Source organism: Streptomyces populi, from assembly GCF_002911015.1.
GTDB classification, from domain to species: Bacteria; Actinomycetota; Actinomycetes; order Streptomycetales; family Streptomycetaceae; genus Streptomyces; species Streptomyces populi.
The window spans coordinates 78,733-95,606 of the sequence record NZ_KZ626854.1; the positions used below are offsets into that span (position 1 = coordinate 78,733).

Here is a 16,874-nt window from a genome sequence, read left to right on the forward strand (position 1 = left end):
CGTCTCCGGGCGGTGGTCCCGCCGGGTTCGATCTCGACTGCCGGTCGGCTTTGGCTGATCACGCAGTTCCCCGCGCCCCTTACGGGGCTCGGTTCCTCCGGTGCTGAAAAGTGCCGGATCTTCGACGGGCGACCGCCCGCTCGGATACTGACCTCGGTACCTCATACGGCCGGGGCAGACACCTAGGAGAAACACCATGCCGAAGCCCACCAAGGGTGCCCGTCTGGGCGGCAGCGCCGCGCACGAGAAGCTGCTCCTCGCGAACCTCGCGAAGTCGCTCTTCGAGCACGGCCGCATCACCACCACCGAGGCCAAGGCCCGCCGCCTGCGTCCCTACGCGGAGCGTCTGGTCACCAAGGCGAAGAAGGGCGACCTTCACAACCGCCGTCAGGTGCTCTCGGTGATCACGGACAAGAGCGTCGTGCACACGCTCTTCACCGAGATCGGCCCGCGCTACGAGAACCGCCCGGGTGGTTACACCCGTATCACCAAGATCGGTAACCGCCGTGGCGACAACGCGCCCATGGCCGTCATCGAGCTGGTGGAGGCCCTGACCGTGGCCCAGCAGGCCACCGGTGAGGCCGAGGCCGCCACCAAGCGTGCCGCCAAGGACGCCGAGGCTCCGGCCAAGGTCGAGGACACCAAGGTCGAGGACGCCGCCGAGGCTCCCGCCGAGGAGTCGAAGGACGCCTGAGGCACTGCCTTGCTGTGAGCGGGTCCGTCCCTTTCGGGGCGGGCCCGCTTTCGCGTTCCCGGGGAGGAGCCCGGGCTTGAGAGGATCTAGGTGTGAGTGACGAAGCGGAGCCCGGGTACGTCCGGGTGCGGTTGGACCTGTCGTACGACGGGACCGAGTTCTCCGGGTGGGCGCGGCAGGCCTCCGGACGCCGGACCGTGCAGGGCGAGATCGAGGACGCGCTGCGGACGGTGACCCGGACGAGGGACACCACGTACGAGCTGACCGTGGCCGGCCGGACGGACGCCGGGGTGCACGCGCGCGGCCAGGTCGCCCATGTCGACCTGCCCGAGGAACTGTGGGCCGAGCACCGGGAGAAGCTGCTGAAGCGGCTGGCCGGACGGCTGCCCAAGGACGTGCGGGTGTGGTCGCTCACCGAGGCGCCGGCCGGTTTCAACGCGCGGTTCTCGGCGATCTGGCGGCGCTACGCCTATCGCGTGACCGACGAACCGGGCGGTGTCGACCCGCTGCTGCGCAGTCATGTCCTGTGGCACGACTGGCCGTTGGACGTGGACGCCATGAACCAGGCCGCCGAACGGCTGCTGGGGGAGCACGACTTCGCCGCCTACTGCAAGAAGCGCGAGGGTGCCACGACCATCCGCACGCTCCAGCAACTGAGCCTGGTGCGGGGCGAGGACGGTGTCATCACCGCCACCGTGCGGGCCGACGCCTTCTGCCACAACATGGTGCGGTCGCTGATCGGGGCCCTGCTGTTCGTGGGGGACGGACACCGCGGACCCGACTGGCCGGGCGAGGTGCTCGCCGCCGGCGTACGGGACTCGGCCGTTCACGTCGTGCGGCCGCACGGGCTGACGCTGGAGGAAGTCGGTTATCCGGCCGACGAGTTGCTGGCCGCGCGGAACAAGGAGGCGCGGAACAAGCGGACGTTGCCGGGAGCGGCCGGGTGCGCATCCTGCTGACGCCTGCTCACCGGTTCGGGCCCGCGCGGGGCTTGCTCGCCTGAACGGGCGTCAATTGTGGGACGCCGAAGGCCGGTCGGGAGTTCACGGACGGGTGTGAAGGGCGTGGAGCCGGTGGACGGCCGGGCATGCGCGAGTGGGGTGCGGGCCGTCCGGGAAGGGCGGGGCGGCGGCCGGTGTTCGTCGGCCGCCGCGCCCGGAACCGCTACTGGTTGGCCGCGGCCGAGGCCTGGGCCTGGCCCCGTCGGCTGATCTGGCGGAACGCGAACTCCGCGAGATCGTCGCCGGTGGTGAACACCGCGGTGTCCTTCGTCGTCACGTCCTTGCCGTTGGTGAAGCCGGCGAGGGTGAAGTAGCCGTACCGGCCGTAGGCGTTGCGGGTCGAACGGCAGACGGCCGAGTTGCAGAACGCCTTGATGCCGTTGCCGGCGAGCGAGGCGATGATGCTCTTGTCGTTCGTTTCGGCCTTGGCCTTGCTCGCCTGCGCCTCGGTGTCGAAGACCGCGACGCCGACCGTCACCGCCACCCCGTCCTTGACGTAGGTGACGCGCATGAAGCGGGTGCAGCCGTTCTTGGTGAGGATCGGCGGCAGCGTGTCCTTCACGGCCGAGGCGCAGTTCTTCGTGTCGGCCGTCGGACCCTTGCGGTACACGCGGTTGCCCATGGTGAGCTGCGTGCCGGGGAAGAGGATGTCCGGGCTCAGCGGCGCGGTGTCCTTCTGCGCGCTGGCTATGAACTGCTTCGGGTCCAGCGGCGGCGGAGCCGAGGTCGGCTCGAAGGACGGTGCCGGCGTCGTGGTACCGGGGATGTCCGCGCTGGCGGGCAGTTTGGACGGCTGGTTCGCGGCCTCGTTGTTCCCGTTCGCGCCCGCGACGGCCATGGCCACGGCCACGCCGACCCCGACGGTGGCCAGCGCCCCGCCCACGATGAACAGCACTTTGCGGCGCTTGTTGCGCGTTTCGGAAGCCTCCGCCATGGCGGCCCAGTCGGGATTCCCGGTGGAACGCTGGTTGTTCCACTGAGGCGTTTGCTGAGACCCCGGCTTCCAGGGGTCCCACGGGGGCTGCCCCTGCCCACCCTGCCCATAACTCATGCGCCGCATCTTAGACGGGGGTTGGGGGGTGCCGGTCAGGTCCACCGGGCACTTGATTTCCTAGTGTGATCTGAGTGCGCGAGGGCAAAAGTGACATCTCCGGGTGGTTGGTGCGTAGGGCCTCCTGACACGAGTGAGCGGCCCCGGGCGCGACGCCCGAGGCGGGGCGGCGACAGCGGTTCCCGGCGTACGTGCTCCTGGTTCCCGACGTGCGTGCTCCCGGTTTCCCGGCGCGGCCGTCCCGGGGTGCCCGGACCCGCCGGGCGCGCCCCGGGACACTCCCCTTCCTCCTTTTTCTTCCTCCTCGCGAGTCGTCGGCTTCTTCGCGAGTCGTCGGCGGGCCGGCACCGGTGCCCGGTCCTGCGGCGTTCGTCACACGGAGGCCGCCGTTCCGGCGCGCGGTCACGGCGGCTTCGCCCGTCTCCGCGAGGCTTCTCCGGCGGCCGCGCCGCCCCGGCGCCGGAGGCGGCGATCCGGCGTTCCTCCCGGGACTGCTCTACCCTGTGTGTACCGACTGCATCGGTGGTGCTCCGGCGCCGCCGTCACCCGCCGCTCGCCGGTCCGGACCGCTTCGTCGCCCAGCGACGGGGAGGACGGGTCACGAGGGGTGAGCCCTCGCGTTTTGACCCTTGCGGGCCACCGCGGGTAAGCTTGCGGTTCGTTATGTGTATTGGCTTGCTCATTCTCACGTGAGGGGCCCTTACACCGGTCCACCGGGGCCGATGACCAGCGACCAGCACGCGGTATGCGTCACCGCAGTGCGGTCAGGGCTGTCGTGATCGTCCGTGGTGGCCATGTCAGGACCCACTCACTGAAGAAGCGAAGGCTACGACCGTGCGTACGTACAGCCCCAAGCCCGGCGACATCACTCGCCAGTGGTACGTCATCGACGCCCAGGATGTCGTCCTGGGCCGTCTGGCGACCACCGCCGCGAACATTCTGCGGGGCAAGCACAAGCCGATCTACGCGCCCCACGTCGACGCTGGTGACTTCGTCATCATCATCAACGCCGACAAGGTGCACCTCTCCGGCAACAAGAAGACCCAGAAGCTGGCGTACCGCCACTCCGGTTACCCGGGTGGTCTGCGCTCCGTCCGTTACGACGAGCTGCTGGCGAAGAACCCCGAGAAGGCCGTCGAGAAGGCCATCAAGGGCATGGTTCCCAAGAACTCCCTGGGCCGTCAGGTGCTCTCGAAGCTGAAGGTCTACGCGGGCGAGAACCACCCGCACGCTGCGCAGCAGCCGGTCCCGTTCGAGATCACCCAGGTCGCGCAGTAGTTCCGGCCACCCCCTAAGACGAAAAAGAATCTGAGGAGAATCGTGGCCGAGACCACCGTTGAGCAGCCGGTCGAAGAGACTGAGCTCGTCGACATCGAGAACTACACCACCGAGTCCGAGGTCCCCCTCGAGGGCGAGTACACCTCGGAGTCGCTCGCGGGCCGCTTCGGCGACCCGCAGCCGGCCGCCGGCCTGGGCCGTCGCAAGAACGCCATCGCCCGCGTCCGGATCGTCCCGGGCACCGGCAAGTGGAAGATCAACGGTCGCACCCTTGAGGACTACTTCCCCAACAAGGTGCACCAGCAGGAAGTCAACGAGCCCTTCAAGGTGCTCGAGCTCGACGGCCGCTACGACGTCATCGCCCGCATCGCGGGTGGCGGTGTCTCCGGTCAGGCCGGTGCCCTGCGCCTCGGTGTGGCCCGTGCGCTGAACGAGGCCGACGTGGACAACAACCGCGGCGCCCTCAAGAAGGCCGGCTTCCTCAAGCGCGACGACCGTGCGGTCGAGCGCAAGAAGGCCGGTCTCAAGAAGGCTCGCAAGGCTCCGCAGTACAGCAAGCGTTAATCTTCGCTGCTTGCTTCTGCGCGTCAGTACGCGTAGCTCCGAACGCCCCGGCGGCACGTCACTGTGCTGCCGGGGCGTTCGTTTATCACAATGGTTGGGCGTATAACGGCACAAGGTGCTCATAGGCTCATGGGATCGGATGACTCCGTATCCTCGGGGGACTTCCGTACTCTGCAGCTTTCTCAGGAGGACAAGTGGGACGACTCTTCGGCACGGACGGCGTGCGTGGTGTCGCCAACGCGGATCTGACGGCCGAGCTCGCGATGGGGCTCTCCGTGGCGGCGGCGCACGTACTCGCCGAGGCGGGTACGTTCGAAGGCCACCGGCCCGTGGCGGTGGTCGGGCGGGATCCGCGCGCGTCCGGGGAGTTCCTGGAGGCCGCCGTGGTCGCCGGCCTCGCCAGCGCCGGTGTGGACGTCCTGCGCGTCGGCGTGCTGCCGACCCCTGCGGTGGCCCACCTCACCGGGGCGCTCGGTGCCGACCTCGGCGTGATGCTCTCGGCCAGCCACAACGCCATGCCCGACAACGGCATCAAGTTCTTCGCCCGCGGCGGCCACAAGCTCGCCGACGAGCTGGAGGACCGGATCGAGGGCGTCTACGACGAGCACCGCACCGGCGCTCCCTGGGACCGCCCGACCGGTGCCGGCGTCGGCCGGGTGAACTCCTACGACCAGGGCTTCGACCAGTACGTCGCCCACCTCCTCGGTGTCCTCCCCAACCGCCTCGACGGTCTGAAGGTCGTCCTCGACGAGGCGCACGGCGCCGCCGCCCGGGTCTCCCCCGCGGCCTTCGAGCAGGCCGGTGCCGAGATCGTCACCATCGGCGCGGCGCCCGACGGGCTCAACATCAACGACGGCTGCGGCTCCACCCACCTGGAGCTCCTCAAGGCCGCCGTCGTCGAGCACGGCGCCGACCTCGGCATCGCGCACGACGGCGACGCCGACCGCTGCCTCGCCGTGGACCACACCGGCGAGGAGATCGACGGCGACCAGATACTGGCCGTTCTCGCGCTGGCGATGCGGGAGCGTTCCGCACTGCGCTCCGACACCGTTGTCGCGACGGTCATGTCCAACCTGGGCTTCAAGCTCGCCATGGAGCGCGAGGGCGTCGCGTTCGTCCAGACGGCGGTCGGCGACCGCTACGTCCTGGAGGAGATGAAGCGGCACGGCTACGCGCTCGGCGGCGAGCAGTCCGGGCACGTCATCGTCCTCGACCACGCCACCACCGGCGACGGCACGCTCACCGGCCTGCTGCTCGCCGCCCGGGTCGCCCAGACCGGCCGTACGCTCCAGGACCTCGCCTCGGTCATGGAACGGCTGCCGCAGGTCCTGATCAACGTGCCCGACGTCGACAGGACGCGGGTGAGCACCTCCACCGAGCTCGCCGCCGCGGTCGCCGACGCCGAACAGGAACTCGGCACCACCGGACGGGTGCTGCTGCGCCCCTCCGGCACCGAGCCGCTCGTCCGCGTCATGGTCGAGGCCGCCGACATCGACCACGCCCGGTCGGTGGCCGCGCGCCTCGCCGACGCCGTGAAGTCGGCACTCGGCTAGCCCCACCCGAAGCCGTGAGGCCCGGCACCCCTCGGGGGTGCCGGGCCTCAGAACTGTGCGCGTCCCCGAGCCTTTGCCGGGAGCCGGGTCACGGGGAAGACCGTGACCCGTCACCGTGCCGGCTCCGGCGTCACGGCCCTCCTCTTGCGCTGCATGGCCCAGAACCACTTCTGGGCCATGAGCGTGAGCGTGCCGGCGAGAACGATGCCGAGCAGGTTGAACAGCAACTGCTTGGTGGAACCCCACGTCTGGGCCATGTCGCCGTAGCTCAGGGCCACCGCGGCGTTCGCGGCGGCCGGGACCGTCGTCACGGAGATCGCGACACCGACCAGAGCCCCGGACTTCGCCGAGGTCAGGGACAGCACGCCGGCGGTGCCGGCGAGCACCGCGACGACGAAGGAGAACCAGTCAGGGGCGTAGACGAACCCGGTGTTGGGGCGCGGCCCCTCCAGCTGGGCCTCGCTGAACAGGCCCACCCCGTCCATGAACAGGCTGAAGAGCACCGTCACCGCCATGGCGATCGCGAAGCCGACCAGCAGTGCCGTCAGGGACCGCAGGGCAAGACGGTGCCCCCGCTGCACGATCGCCGTGCACAGTCCTGCCAGCGGACCGAACTCCGGTCCCACGGCCATGGCGCCCACGATCAGTACCGCGTTGTCGAGCACCACACCGCAGGCCGCGATCATCGTGGCGATCGTGATGAACGCGACGTAGGTGACCGACAGCGTCGACTCCTCGTGCGTGGCCTCCTCCAGGTGCTCCCACAGCACCGCGTCGACGCCCTCGCCCGGGGCCTCGGCCTCCGCCTCGTCGGCGCGCTTCGACAGGGACAGGTCGATGTCCTCGACCGCGATCGAGCCCGTGCGGTCGATGCCCGTCCCACGCAGGCCACGGATGAGTTCGTCACCTGCCTCCCGGGCGACGTCGCACATGACGACGTCGCCCTCCGGGTTGCGGGCGGCGCCCGGGAGCACCACCAGATGGGTGGCGCCGACCGTTCGCCCGATCAGCTCTACGACGTCGTCGGTCCGGTCCGCGGGGGTGATCAGGCGCAGGTGCAGCATGGCCGCAGAGTAGCCGTACGTACCCGCCGCCCCGGCAGGGGACTAGAGCTTGCGCAGGCTCAGGCGCTGCACCTTGTGGTCCGCGCCCTTGCGTACGACGAGGGTCGCCCGGCCGCGGGTGGGGGCCACGTTCTCCAGCAGGTTCGGCTTGTTGATGGTGCGCCAGGTCGTGCGGGCGTAGTCGAGGGCCTCCTCCTCGGAGACCTGGGTGTACTTGCGGAAGTACGAGTCGGGCTTCTGGAAGGCCGTCGCGCGCAGCTTGCGGAAGCGGTTCAGGTACCAGCGCTCGATGTCCTCGGGGCGGGCGTCGACGTACACGCTGAAGTCGAAGTAGTCCGCGAGGCCGACCCGGGTGCGGCCGTCCTTGCCGGGCAGCGCGGGCTGAAGCACGTTCAGGCCCTCGACGATGAGGATGTCGGGGCGGCGGACGGTCAGCCGCTCGCCGGGCACGATGTCGTAGATCAGGTGCGAGTAGACGGGCGCCGTCACCTCGTCCTTGCCCGCCTTGATGTCCGCGACGAACCGGGTCAGGGCCCGGCGGTCGTACGACTCGGGGAAGCCCTTGCGGGACATCAGCCCGCGCGCCTCGAGTTCCTCGGTGGGGAGCAGGAAGCCGTCCGTGGTGACCAGTTCGACGCGGGGGTGCTCGGGCCAGCGGGAGAGCAGGGCCTGGAGCAGTCGGGCGACGGTGGACTTGCCGACGGCCACGGAACCGGCGACGCCTATGACGAACGGGGTGCCGGACTGCGAGCCCTTCTCGCCCAGGAAGGTGTTCAGGGCACCCCTGAGTCCGTCCGTGGCGCCGATGTACAGGTTCAGCAGCCGTGACAGCGGCAGATAGATGTCCCGGACCTCGTCGAGGTCGATGACATCGCCCAGACCGCGCAGCTTCTCGACCTCCTCGGCGTTCAGCGGGAGCGGCGTCTTCTCGCGCAGCGCGCTCCACTCGGCACGGGTGAGGTCGACGTAGGGAGTCGCCTCCGGCTTCGACCGGTGGGCGCTCCGCGGCGACAGGGAGACCGGAGAGATCACAGTCCATTGTTAACGGAATTTGAACGGGGCGGCGGGTGGGGTGCATCACGCCGCCCCGTTCGACCTGCGTCGTGCGGTGTGTCAGTTGTTGATGAGGGACACCTGGCGCGAGCCCTGGAGGACGGTGCCGAACTGCGGTATGCCGTGCGTGTCCACTCCGACCTGGCCGGGCTCGATCAGAGCGGCCCCGGTGGTGCCGATCGTCTTCCCTCCGCCGGGCGCCGCCGTGGAGGGCAGCACGGTGACCGTCCCGTCGCCGTTGTCCCCCCACGGGGCGCCGGCGAGCAGATCGGTTCCGCCGTCCCGGTCGAGGTCGGCCAGCCGTACGGCGGTGCCGAACTGCTGGCCGCCGCCCGCGGAGCCGGGGACCCCGTGATTGCCCTGGTAGAAGTACTGCGGTGCCGTGGTGGTGTCGACGCCGGCCGGGGTTCCGCGCAGCACGGTGACCGTGCCCAGGTGGTAGCTCATGGTGCCCCAGAGCCGCATGTTCTCGTCCGGGGCGCCGATGGCGAGGTCCTGCCTGCCGTCGCCGTCGACGTCCCCGAGAGCGACCGACGCCCCGAACTTGTCCCAGTCCTCCGAGTCTCCCGGAACGGTGCCGGACTCCTGGGTGATCGTCTGGACGCGGGAGGAGGGGCCGGCGGACGAGCCGTAGGCGACCAGGACCTTGCCGCCGATGGGCCCGTCGGCGGTGGTGCGGCCCCAGTACACACCGGTGACGACGTCCCCGTAGCCGTCCCCGTCGATGTCGCCGATGGCACCGCTGACACCACCGGGCATCCGCTTGGCGACGGTGCGCGACGGACCGGCCGAGGTGCCCGGCACGTAGTAGTTGACGTTGTAGTACTTGTGGTCGGTGGCGGAGGGGGTGCGGTACAGCCCGTCGACCATCAGGTCCGCGCGGCCGTCCCCGTTCACGTCTCCGGCGGTGAGGTTGAGGATCCCCGCGTCCGGCGCGCCATGCAGCGGCAGGGAGCGCTTGGACACCGCACCGGCCCTCCCGCTCTTCGCGATGCCCGCGCGGAAGGTGTAGAGGGTGGACGAGCTGGTGCCGACGGCCAGGTCGGTCCGGCCGTCCCCGTCGAAGTCGCCCGTGGCGAGCGAGGCGCCGAACCGGTCGTGCTCGGCGGGTGCGGGGTCCGGCACGGTGGAGCCGCCGACCAGGCCCCTCGCCGAACCCCAGAGGATCTGCACCACCCCGCCGTTGGTGTCCTCGCCCACGTCCTCCAGCGGACTGGAGACCGCGAGGTCGCTGTAACCGTCCGAGTTGAAGTCCCCGGACGCGGTCGCCGCACCGAAGAGGTCCCCGTTCTCGGCGGCACCGGGGACACCGGGCGAGTCCTGGTCGAAGGTGGTGTGGTTCGCGGCCGAGACGCCGTGCGCGGATCCGTAGAGCGCGGTGACGGACCCGACCCGCCACTTCCCCTGCCGCCATGCGGCGGGTGCGGTGACCGCCACGTCGCCGAAGCCGTCACCGTTGAAGTCGGTCTTGACCGGCTTCGCGGCGGCCGGTGACGCGGAAGCCGTGCCCGCAGCCACGAAGCCGGTCAGAGCGCCCGTGAGTCCGCCGACCAGGGCGGTGGCCACTGTGGCGGCTAAGGCTGTGCGATGGCTGCGCTTCATTTATGCGTCTCCTGGTGTTCGGGTGGGGTCTGTCGACAAGAAGACGGCCGCACGAGGGCGAAGGTTGTACAGGCCTCGAAGCCGGTGATTATTTCCGATTCCGGGCACGGAGAGGCCGGTTGTGACGTCCGTCTGCCCGTAGGCTGCCGCGCATGTGCGGAATCGTGGGTTATGTGGGGTCGCAGCCGGCGCTCGACGTGGTGATGGCCGGACTGAAGCGGCTCGAGTACCGGGGGTACGACTCGGCGGGTGTCGCCGTCCTCGCGGACGGGGGGCTCGCCGTCGCGAAGAAGGCCGGGAAACTGGTCAACCTGGAGAAGGAACTGGCCGACCGGCCGCTGCCGGCCGGAACGACGGGGATCGGGCACACCCGCTGGGCCACCCACGGAGGCCCCACGGACGCCAACGCCCATCCGCACCTCGACAACGCGGGCCGGGTCGCCGTCGTCCACAACGGCATCATCGAGAACTTCGCCGCGCTGCGCGCCGAGCTGGCCGGGCGGGGGCACGACCTGGCCTCCGAGACGGACACCGAGGTGGTCGCCCATCTGCTCGCCGAGGAGTACTCCTCGTGCGCGGACCTGGCGGAGGCGATGCGGCTGGTGTGCCGGCGTCTGGAAGGCGCGTTCACGCTGGTCGCGGTGGACGCCGACGAGCCGGACGTGGTCGTCGGCGCGCGCCGCAACTCGCCCCTGGTGGTCGGTGTCGGGGAGGGCGAGGCCTTCCTCGCCTCGGACGTCGCCGCGTTCATCGCCCACACCCGGTCGGCGATCGAACTGGGGCAGGACCAGGTGGTCGAACTGCGCCGCGACGGGGTGACCGTCACCGGGTTCGACGGCAGTCCCGCCGAGGTCCGCTCGTACCACGTCGACTGGGACGCGTCGGCGGCGGAGAAGGGCGGCTACGACTACTTCATGCTCAAGGAGATCGCCGAGCAGCCCAAGGCGGTCGCCGACACCCTGCTGGGGCGGATCGACGCGGCCGGCTCGCTGACCCTGGACGAGGTCCGCATCGGCGCCGCCGAACTGCGCGAGGTCGACAAGGTCGTCATCGTCGCCTGCGGCACGGCCTTCCACGCGGGCCTGATCGCCAAGTACGCCATCGAGCACTGGACGCGCATCCCGTGCGAGGTGGAGCTGGCCAGCGAATTCCGTTACCGGGACCCGATCCTGGACCGGCAGACGCTCGTCGTCGCGATCTCGCAGTCCGGCGAGACCATGGACACGTTGATGGCGCTGCGGCACGCCCGTGAGCAGGGCGCCAGGGTGCTGGCGATCTGCAACACCAACGGTTCGACGATCCCGCGCGAGTCCGACGCGGTCCTGTACACGCACGCCGGTCCCGAGGTCGCCGTCGCCTCCACCAAGGCGTTCCTCACCCAGCTCGTGGCCTGCTACCTGGTGGCGCTGTACCTGGGCCAGGTGCGCGGCACCAAGTGGGGCGACGAGATCCGGGACGTCGTCCGGGAGCTGTCGCGCATCTCCCGCGAGGTCGAGCGGGTCCTGGAGACCATGGAGCCGGTACGGGAGCTCGCGCGCTCCCTCGCGGACAAGGGCACCGTGCTGTTCCTCGGTCGGCACGTGGGCTACCCGGTCGCGCTGGAGGGCGCCCTGAAGCTCAAGGAGCTGGCGTACATGCACGCCGAGGGCTTCGCGGCGGGGGAGCTCAAGCACGGCCCGATCGCGCTGATCGAGGAGGACATGCCGGTCGTGGTCGTGACCCCGTCGCCGCGCGGACGCTCGGTCCTGCACGACAAGATCGTCTCCAACATCCAGGAGATCCGGGCCAGGGGCGCCCGCACGATCGTCGTCGCGGAGGAGGGCGACGAGGCGGTCGTCCCGTACGCCGACCACCTCATCCGCATCCCGGCCACCCCCACCCTGCTCCAGCCGCTGGTGTCGACGGTCCCGCTCCAGGTGTTCGCCTGCGAACTGGCCACGGCCCGCGGCAACGAGGTGGACCAGCCGCGCAACCTGGCGAAGTCGGTGACGGTGGAGTGAGCACCGCCACGGTGTGAGGCCGCGGCGCGCAGGCCCTAGGGTGCGGACATGAGCATCATCGGGGTCGGTATCGACGTGGCCGAGATCGACCGGTTCCGGGCGTCGCTGGAGCGGACGCCCGGGCTGGCCGAACGCCTTTTCGTGGAGAGCGAGTTGCTGCTGCCGAGCGGCGAGCGGCGGGGCATCGCCTCGCTCGCGGCCCGCTTCGCGGCGAAGGAGGCGCTGGCCAAGGCGCTGGGCGCCCCGGCCGGGCTGTACTGGACGGACGCCGAGGTCTACGTGGAGGACAGCGGACAGCCGCGGCTGCGCGTGAAGGGCACGGTGGCGGCCCGCGCGGCCGAACTGGGCGTCTGCTCCTGGCACGTGTCGCTCAGTCACGACGCCGGGGTGGCCTCGGCGGTGGTGGTGGCGGAGGGGTAGCCGGGGGCGTCCCCGCCGGGCCGGGTGGCACGGGGGCCACGTGGGCCCGGGTTCGCAGAGGGGGCGGCCCACCGGGCGGGGACTCCGGGCCGGGGCACGCGTTCACGGGCACGCGTTCACGGAGGTGCGGGCCCGGGCCCGCACGGCGCGGGAGTTCCGCGCCGGGTTCACGGGTTCGTGAGCTGCGAGGGGACTCGAGCGGGGACATGAGTCCGCGGGGCACGAGGGTCCCGGACCGGGTTCAGGGGCCCGCACGGTCCCTCGTCCCCGGAGCGGGTTCGCGGGCCCGCTCGATGCGGGGGTCCCGGGCCGGGTCCGGGTCCTTCCGGTGCGGGGAGCGCGCACCGGCCGGGCCGGTGCGGGAGACTCGGCGGCATGCGTACTGCGTACAGCGTGGAGACCGTGAGGGCCGCCGAGCGGGAGCTGATGGCACGGCTCCCCGAGGGGGCGTTGATGCAGCGGGCGGCCGCCGGGCTCGCCGCCGCCTGCGCGGACCTGCTGGGCCGGGTGTACGGCCGCCGGGTCGTGTTGCTGGTGGGCAGCGGGGACAACGGTGGCGACGCCCTGTACGCCGGGGCGCGCCTCGCCCGGCGCGGGGCCGGCGTCACCGCGGTGCTGCTCGCCCCCGGGCGGACCCATCCCGGGGGACTGGCGGCCCTGCTGCGCGCCGGAGGCACCTCCGCATCGCCCGACGCCGCCGAACCGCTCCTGAGGCGGGCCGACCTCGTGGTCGACGGCATCGTCGGGATCGGCGGCAAGGGCGGTCTGCGCCCCGAGGCCGCGCGACTCGCCGGTCTCGCGGACGCGTCCCGTGCGGCCGTCGTCGCCGTCGACCTGCCGAGCGGTGTCGAGGCCGACACCGGCGAGGTCCTCGGCGCCGCCGTCCGCGCCGACCTCACCGTCACCTTCGGTACCCACAAGCCGGGGCTGCTCGTCGACCCGGCGCGCGGGTACGCCGGGTCCGTACGCCTCGTCGACATCGGGCTCGACCTGCCGGACCCGGCCGACCTGGAGGCGCTCCAGCACGCCGACGTCGCGGTCCGGCTGCCCTTCCCGGGCGCGGAGAGCGACAAGTACCGGCGCGGTGTCGTCGGGATCGCCGCCGGGTCCGCCCGCTACCCGGGGGCCGCGGTGCTCGCCGTGGCCGGGGCGCTGCGCGGCGGGGCCGGGGCGGTGCGCTACGTCGGGCCCGCCGCGGACGCCGTCATCGCCCGCTTCCCCGAGACGCTGGTGTCCGACGCGGGGCCCTCGAAGGCGGGCCGGGTGCAGGCCTGGGTGGTGGGACCCGGTGCCGGGGACGACGCCTCGGCGGTCGCGGAGGTGCTGGACGCGGACGTGCCGGTGCTGGTGGACGCGGACGGGCTGCGGCTCGCCGACCGGGGGACCGTGCGGGCCCGTACCGCGCCGACGCTGATGACCCCGCACGCCGGGGAGGCCGCCGCGCTGCTCGGGGTCGCCCGGGAGGCGGTCGAGGAGGCCCGGCTGGCCTCCGTGCGGGAGCTGGCCGGGCTGTACGGGGCGACGGTCCTGCTCAAGGGGGCGACGACCCTGGTCGCCGGTCCCACGGGCGGTGCGGTACGGGTGAACGCCACCGGAACGGCGTGGCTGGCCACCGCGGGGAGCGGGGACGTGCTGTCGGGGCTGGCGGGTTCGCTGCTGGCGGCGGGGCTCTCCGCGCTCGACGCGGGAAGCGTCGCCGCGTACCTGCACGGGCTCGCCGGGCGCTTCGCGGCGGACGGCGCGCCCGCCGGAGCCCACGACGTGGCCGCCGCCGTCCCGGACGCCTGGCGAGACACCCTCGACTGACCGACCCCGACCGGCCCGGCCCGGCGCCCGGCCGGACCACCAGGCTCGGCGGCCCGGTTCACCCGGCCCGTCTGGCCGGGTCCGGGTTCGATGTGACCTGGTCCGGTCGGGCTCGGTTCACCGGACCGGGCCCGGCCCCCGACCTGCCTGGTTCGGCTCACCTGGTTCGGCGGTCCGGTCTTGTCCGTCCGGGGCCGGGGCCGGGGCTCGTGCGGCCTGGTCCGGCCGGGGTCGGTCGACCCGGTCTCCGTGGCCGGGCCCCGTCGGCCCTCGCCGGGCCGGCCGGTTCGCGGGGCCTCGGGACCGGCGCCGGAGGCGTTGCCCAGATCGGGGGACCCTTTGCGTGTGGCGCGGCCCGGTGGCGAGTGACGTTGCGTATGTCTGTTCGCGTGACGAGCAGACGATGTATGGGCCGGGGCATCGCGGTGCTGCTGGCGGTGGTGACGGCCGTGCCCGTGGGGGCGGTGGCGGCCGCGGCCGCGCCGCTGCCACCCGCCTCCGGGCGGGTCGCCGAACCGTGGCCCGGCGAGGGGAGAGGACTCGGTCCGTCCTGGCCCGGCGACACCCCGGGCGGCCGGATGCTGTCGGAGGTTACGGAGGCCATGGACATGCCCGCCGCGGGACGGAGCCCGCACGGCACCCCCGAGGGCGTGGACACGCCGGTCGGGTTCGGGCGCACCGGGTCCGGGCGGAGCGGGTTTGAGCACGGTGGGCCCGGGCGGAGCGGGTCCGGGCACGGTGGGTCCGGGCGGAGCGAAGCCGGGCACGGTGGGGACGGAGTGGGCGCGGTCACGCCGGGTACGGACCGGCGGGTCGGGCCCGGGCCGGGTGGGGACGCGTCGGCCGGATCCGGGCGGGGCGGGTCCGGGGCGGGCGGTTCGTCCTCCGCCGCCGCGGGCGGGCGGCCGGGAGCCGCGTGCGGCGGGCGCGAGGGCCCGTACCAGAGGCAGGCCGAGCGGTGGCTGAGGCTGAGGGCGGACGGGAAGCAGTCGGCGGCCGACTGCCGGGCCATCCGCGCCTTCCAGAGGAGGCACGGCGTCGAGCCCGCCACCGGGACCGCCGGAGCGGCGACCTGGGCCCGCATGCGGATGCTGTCGGCCCACGGCGCCCCGGGCACCCGCGCCCCCCGCGGCTGCCCGGCCCGCTCCTACCGCGTCGCCTGCGTCGACCTCGACCACCAGCGCACCTGGGTGCAGCAGCGGGGCCGGATCCTGTTCGGTCCCGTGCCGATGCGCAGCGGCGGGGTCGGGCACCCCACCCGCACCGGCTGGTTCAGGATCTTCTGGAGGCACCGTCACCACTGGTCGACCCTGTACGACAGCCCCATGCCGTACGCCCAGTTCTTCAGCGGCGGACAGGCCTTCCACGCCGTCCGCGGCAGCATCCGCACGGTCGGCGGCTCGATGGGCTGCGTGAACCTGCGGCCCGCCGACGCCCACGGGCTCTGGAAGGTGCTCAGGACGGGCGACCACGTCTACGTGTGGGGCAGAAGGCCTCGCCGGTAGAGGCCGGGTACATCCCCGGTGCATTCCGGGCCCGTACCGGGTACCGGTGCCGGAAGGCCGACGCGCGCCTCTGAGAGACTGGGGCGCGATGACAGAGACAGCACACCCACGGACCGCGCCCCTGCGCGCCCGCGCCGAGATCGATCTGGCCGCCCTGCGGGCCAACGTGCGCGCCTTGCGCGCCCACGCGCCGACCGCGGCCCTGATGGCCGTGGTCAAGTCCGACGCGTACGGCCACGGCGCGGTCCAGTGCGCCCGTGCCGCGCGCGAGGCGGGCGCCACCTGGCTCGGCACGGCCACCCCTGAGGAGGCGCTCGCCCTGCGGGCCGCCGGTCTGCCGGGCCGCGTCATGTGCTGGCTCTGGACCCCGGGCGGCCCCTGGGCCGAGGCGATCGAGGCCGACATCGACGTGTCGGTCAGCGGGATGTGGGCGCTCCGGGAGGCCGTGGCGGCCGCCGAGGCCGTCGGGACGCGTGCCAGGGTGCAGCTCAAGGCCGACACCGGCCTCGGGCGCGCCGGCTGCCAGCCCGCCGACTGGCCGGAGCTCGTCGCCGGGGCCCTGGCCGCCGAGGCGCGCGGGCTGATCACCGTCACCGGTCTGTGGTCCCACTTCGCCTGCGCCGACGAGCCGGGCCACCCCTCCGTCCAGGCCCAGCTCACGCTCTTCCGCGAGATGGTCGCGTACGCCGAGGAACAGGGCGTCCGCCCCGAGGTGCGGCACATCGCCAACTCGCCCGCGACCCTGACCCTCCCCGAGAGCCACTTCGACCTCGTGCGGACCGGGATCGCGGTCTACGGGATCTCGCCGAGCCCCGAACTCGGCACCCCCGCCGACTTCGGACTGCGCCCGGTGATGACGCTGAGCGCGTCGCTCGCGCTGGTGAAGCACGTACCGGCCGGCCACGGCGTGAGCTACGGCCACCACTACGTCACCCCGGGCGCGACCACCCTCGGCCTCGTCCCCGTCGGCTACGCGGACGGCGTCCCGCGGCACGCCTCGGGCACCGGCCCCGTCCTGATCGGCGGCAAGTGGCGTACCGTCGCGGGCCGGGTCGCCATGGACCAGTTCGTCGTCGACCTCGGCGGCGACGAGCCGGAGCCCGGCGCCGTCGCCGTCCTGTTCGGGCCCGGCGACGGCGGGGAACCCACCGCCGAGGACTGGGCGCGCGCGGCGGGCACGATCGCGTACGAGATCGTCACGCGCATCGGAACCCGCGTGCCGCGCGTCCACGTCAAGGTGAAAGAGGAACAAGGCGGGTAACACCCCTTAGCCGAACAGGCGC

The 16,874-nt window shown here is 72.3% G+C and carries 14 protein-coding genes; 10 read left to right on the forward strand and 4 right to left on the reverse strand.

Features of this window, described 5'->3' with window-relative positions; translation table 11 throughout:
• Positions 1 to 196 precede the first annotated feature (196 nt).
• Complete coding sequence (gene rplQ, locus CW362_RS10990) at positions 197 to 694, forward strand: 50S ribosomal protein L17 (RefSeq protein ID WP_103549193.1); 498 nt, start codon at positions 197 to 199, stop codon at positions 692 to 694.
• A gap of 92 nt (positions 695 to 786) precedes the next feature.
• Entirely contained in the window at positions 787 to 1,653 is an 867-nt protein-coding gene (gene truA, locus CW362_RS10995) for a tRNA pseudouridine(38-40) synthase TruA (RefSeq protein ID WP_103549194.1), read from the forward strand.
• Between the two features lie 205 nt (positions 1,654 to 1,858).
• Here truA and CW362_RS11000 read toward each other — a convergent pair whose 3' ends face one another.
• Positions 1,859 to 2,746 carry a hypothetical protein gene (locus CW362_RS11000; protein ID WP_103549224.1) on the reverse strand — a complete coding sequence of 296 codons (888 nt, stop codon included), beginning with the start codon at positions 2,744 to 2,746 and terminating at the stop codon, positions 1,859 to 1,861.
• A gap of 834 nt (positions 2,747 to 3,580) precedes the next feature.
• On the opposite strand from CW362_RS11000, the gene rplM reads away from it, so the two are divergent.
• The 3 genes from rplM to glmM all read left to right on the forward strand — a co-directional run bounded on the left by rplM (position 3,581) and on the right by glmM (position 6,141).
• Positions 3,581 to 4,024: a 50S ribosomal protein L13 gene (rplM, locus tag CW362_RS11005; protein WP_095936057.1), complete on the forward strand. Its 444-nt coding sequence runs from the start codon at positions 3,581 to 3,583 to the stop codon at positions 4,022 to 4,024.
• 42 nt (positions 4,025 to 4,066) lie between these two features.
• Positions 4,067 to 4,588, forward strand: a complete 522-nt coding sequence (gene rpsI, locus CW362_RS11010; protein ID WP_103549195.1) for a 30S ribosomal protein S9 — start codon at positions 4,067 to 4,069, stop codon at positions 4,586 to 4,588.
• 194 nt (positions 4,589 to 4,782) lie between these two features.
• Positions 4,783 to 6,141, forward strand: coding sequence for a phosphoglucosamine mutase (gene glmM, locus CW362_RS11015; protein WP_103549196.1), 1,359 nt, complete (start codon positions 4,783 to 4,785; stop codon positions 6,139 to 6,141).
• A 110-nt stretch (positions 6,142 to 6,251) separates the two neighbouring features.
• Here the strand turns inward: glmM and CW362_RS11020 are convergent, their stop codons facing one another.
• The 3 genes from CW362_RS11020 to CW362_RS11030 all read right to left on the reverse strand — a co-directional run bounded on the left by CW362_RS11020 (position 6,252) and on the right by CW362_RS11030 (position 9,860).
• Positions 6,252 to 7,205: a DUF389 domain-containing protein gene (locus tag CW362_RS11020; RefSeq protein ID WP_103549197.1), complete on the reverse strand. Its 954-nt coding sequence runs from the start codon at positions 7,203 to 7,205 to the stop codon at positions 6,252 to 6,254.
• A gap of 42 nt (positions 7,206 to 7,247) precedes the next feature.
• A complete protein-coding gene (coaA, locus tag CW362_RS11025) occupies positions 7,248 to 8,237 on the reverse strand; it encodes a type I pantothenate kinase (protein WP_103549198.1) in 990 nt (329 codons plus the stop codon).
• A gap of 81 nt (positions 8,238 to 8,318) precedes the next feature.
• On the reverse strand, positions 8,319 to 9,860 hold the full coding sequence (locus tag CW362_RS11030) for an FG-GAP and VCBS repeat-containing protein (RefSeq protein WP_103549199.1): 1,542 nt from the start codon (positions 9,858 to 9,860) through the stop codon (positions 8,319 to 8,321).
• A gap of 152 nt (positions 9,861 to 10,012) precedes the next feature.
• On the opposite strand from CW362_RS11030, the gene glmS reads away from it, so the two are divergent.
• The 5 genes from glmS (at position 10,013) to alr (ending at position 16,852) form a co-directional block, all read left to right on the forward strand.
• Positions 10,013 to 11,860 carry a glutamine--fructose-6-phosphate transaminase (isomerizing) gene (gene glmS, locus CW362_RS11035; protein ID WP_103549200.1) on the forward strand — a complete coding sequence of 616 codons (1,848 nt, stop codon included), beginning with the start codon at positions 10,013 to 10,015 and terminating at the stop codon, positions 11,858 to 11,860.
• Positions 11,861 to 11,908: 48 nt separating this feature from the next.
• Complete coding sequence (locus tag CW362_RS11040) at positions 11,909 to 12,280, forward strand: holo-ACP synthase (RefSeq protein WP_103549201.1); 372 nt, start codon at positions 11,909 to 11,911, stop codon at positions 12,278 to 12,280.
• Positions 12,281 to 12,655: 375 nt separating this feature from the next.
• The gene (locus CW362_RS11045; RefSeq protein WP_103549202.1) at positions 12,656 to 14,086 is read left to right on the forward strand and encodes an NAD(P)H-hydrate dehydratase; all 1,431 of its coding nucleotides are present in this window, start codon (positions 12,656 to 12,658) and stop codon (positions 14,084 to 14,086) included.
• A 389-nt stretch (positions 14,087 to 14,475) separates the two neighbouring features.
• Positions 14,476 to 15,591, forward strand: a complete 1,116-nt coding sequence (locus CW362_RS11050; protein ID WP_240657746.1) for a L,D-transpeptidase family protein — start codon at positions 14,476 to 14,478, stop codon at positions 15,589 to 15,591.
• An 88-nt stretch (positions 15,592 to 15,679) separates the two neighbouring features.
• Positions 15,680 to 16,852, forward strand: coding sequence for an alanine racemase (gene alr / locus CW362_RS11055; RefSeq protein ID WP_103549203.1), 1,173 nt, complete (start codon positions 15,680 to 15,682; stop codon positions 16,850 to 16,852).
• The last annotated feature ends 22 nt before the right edge of the window (positions 16,853 to 16,874 follow it).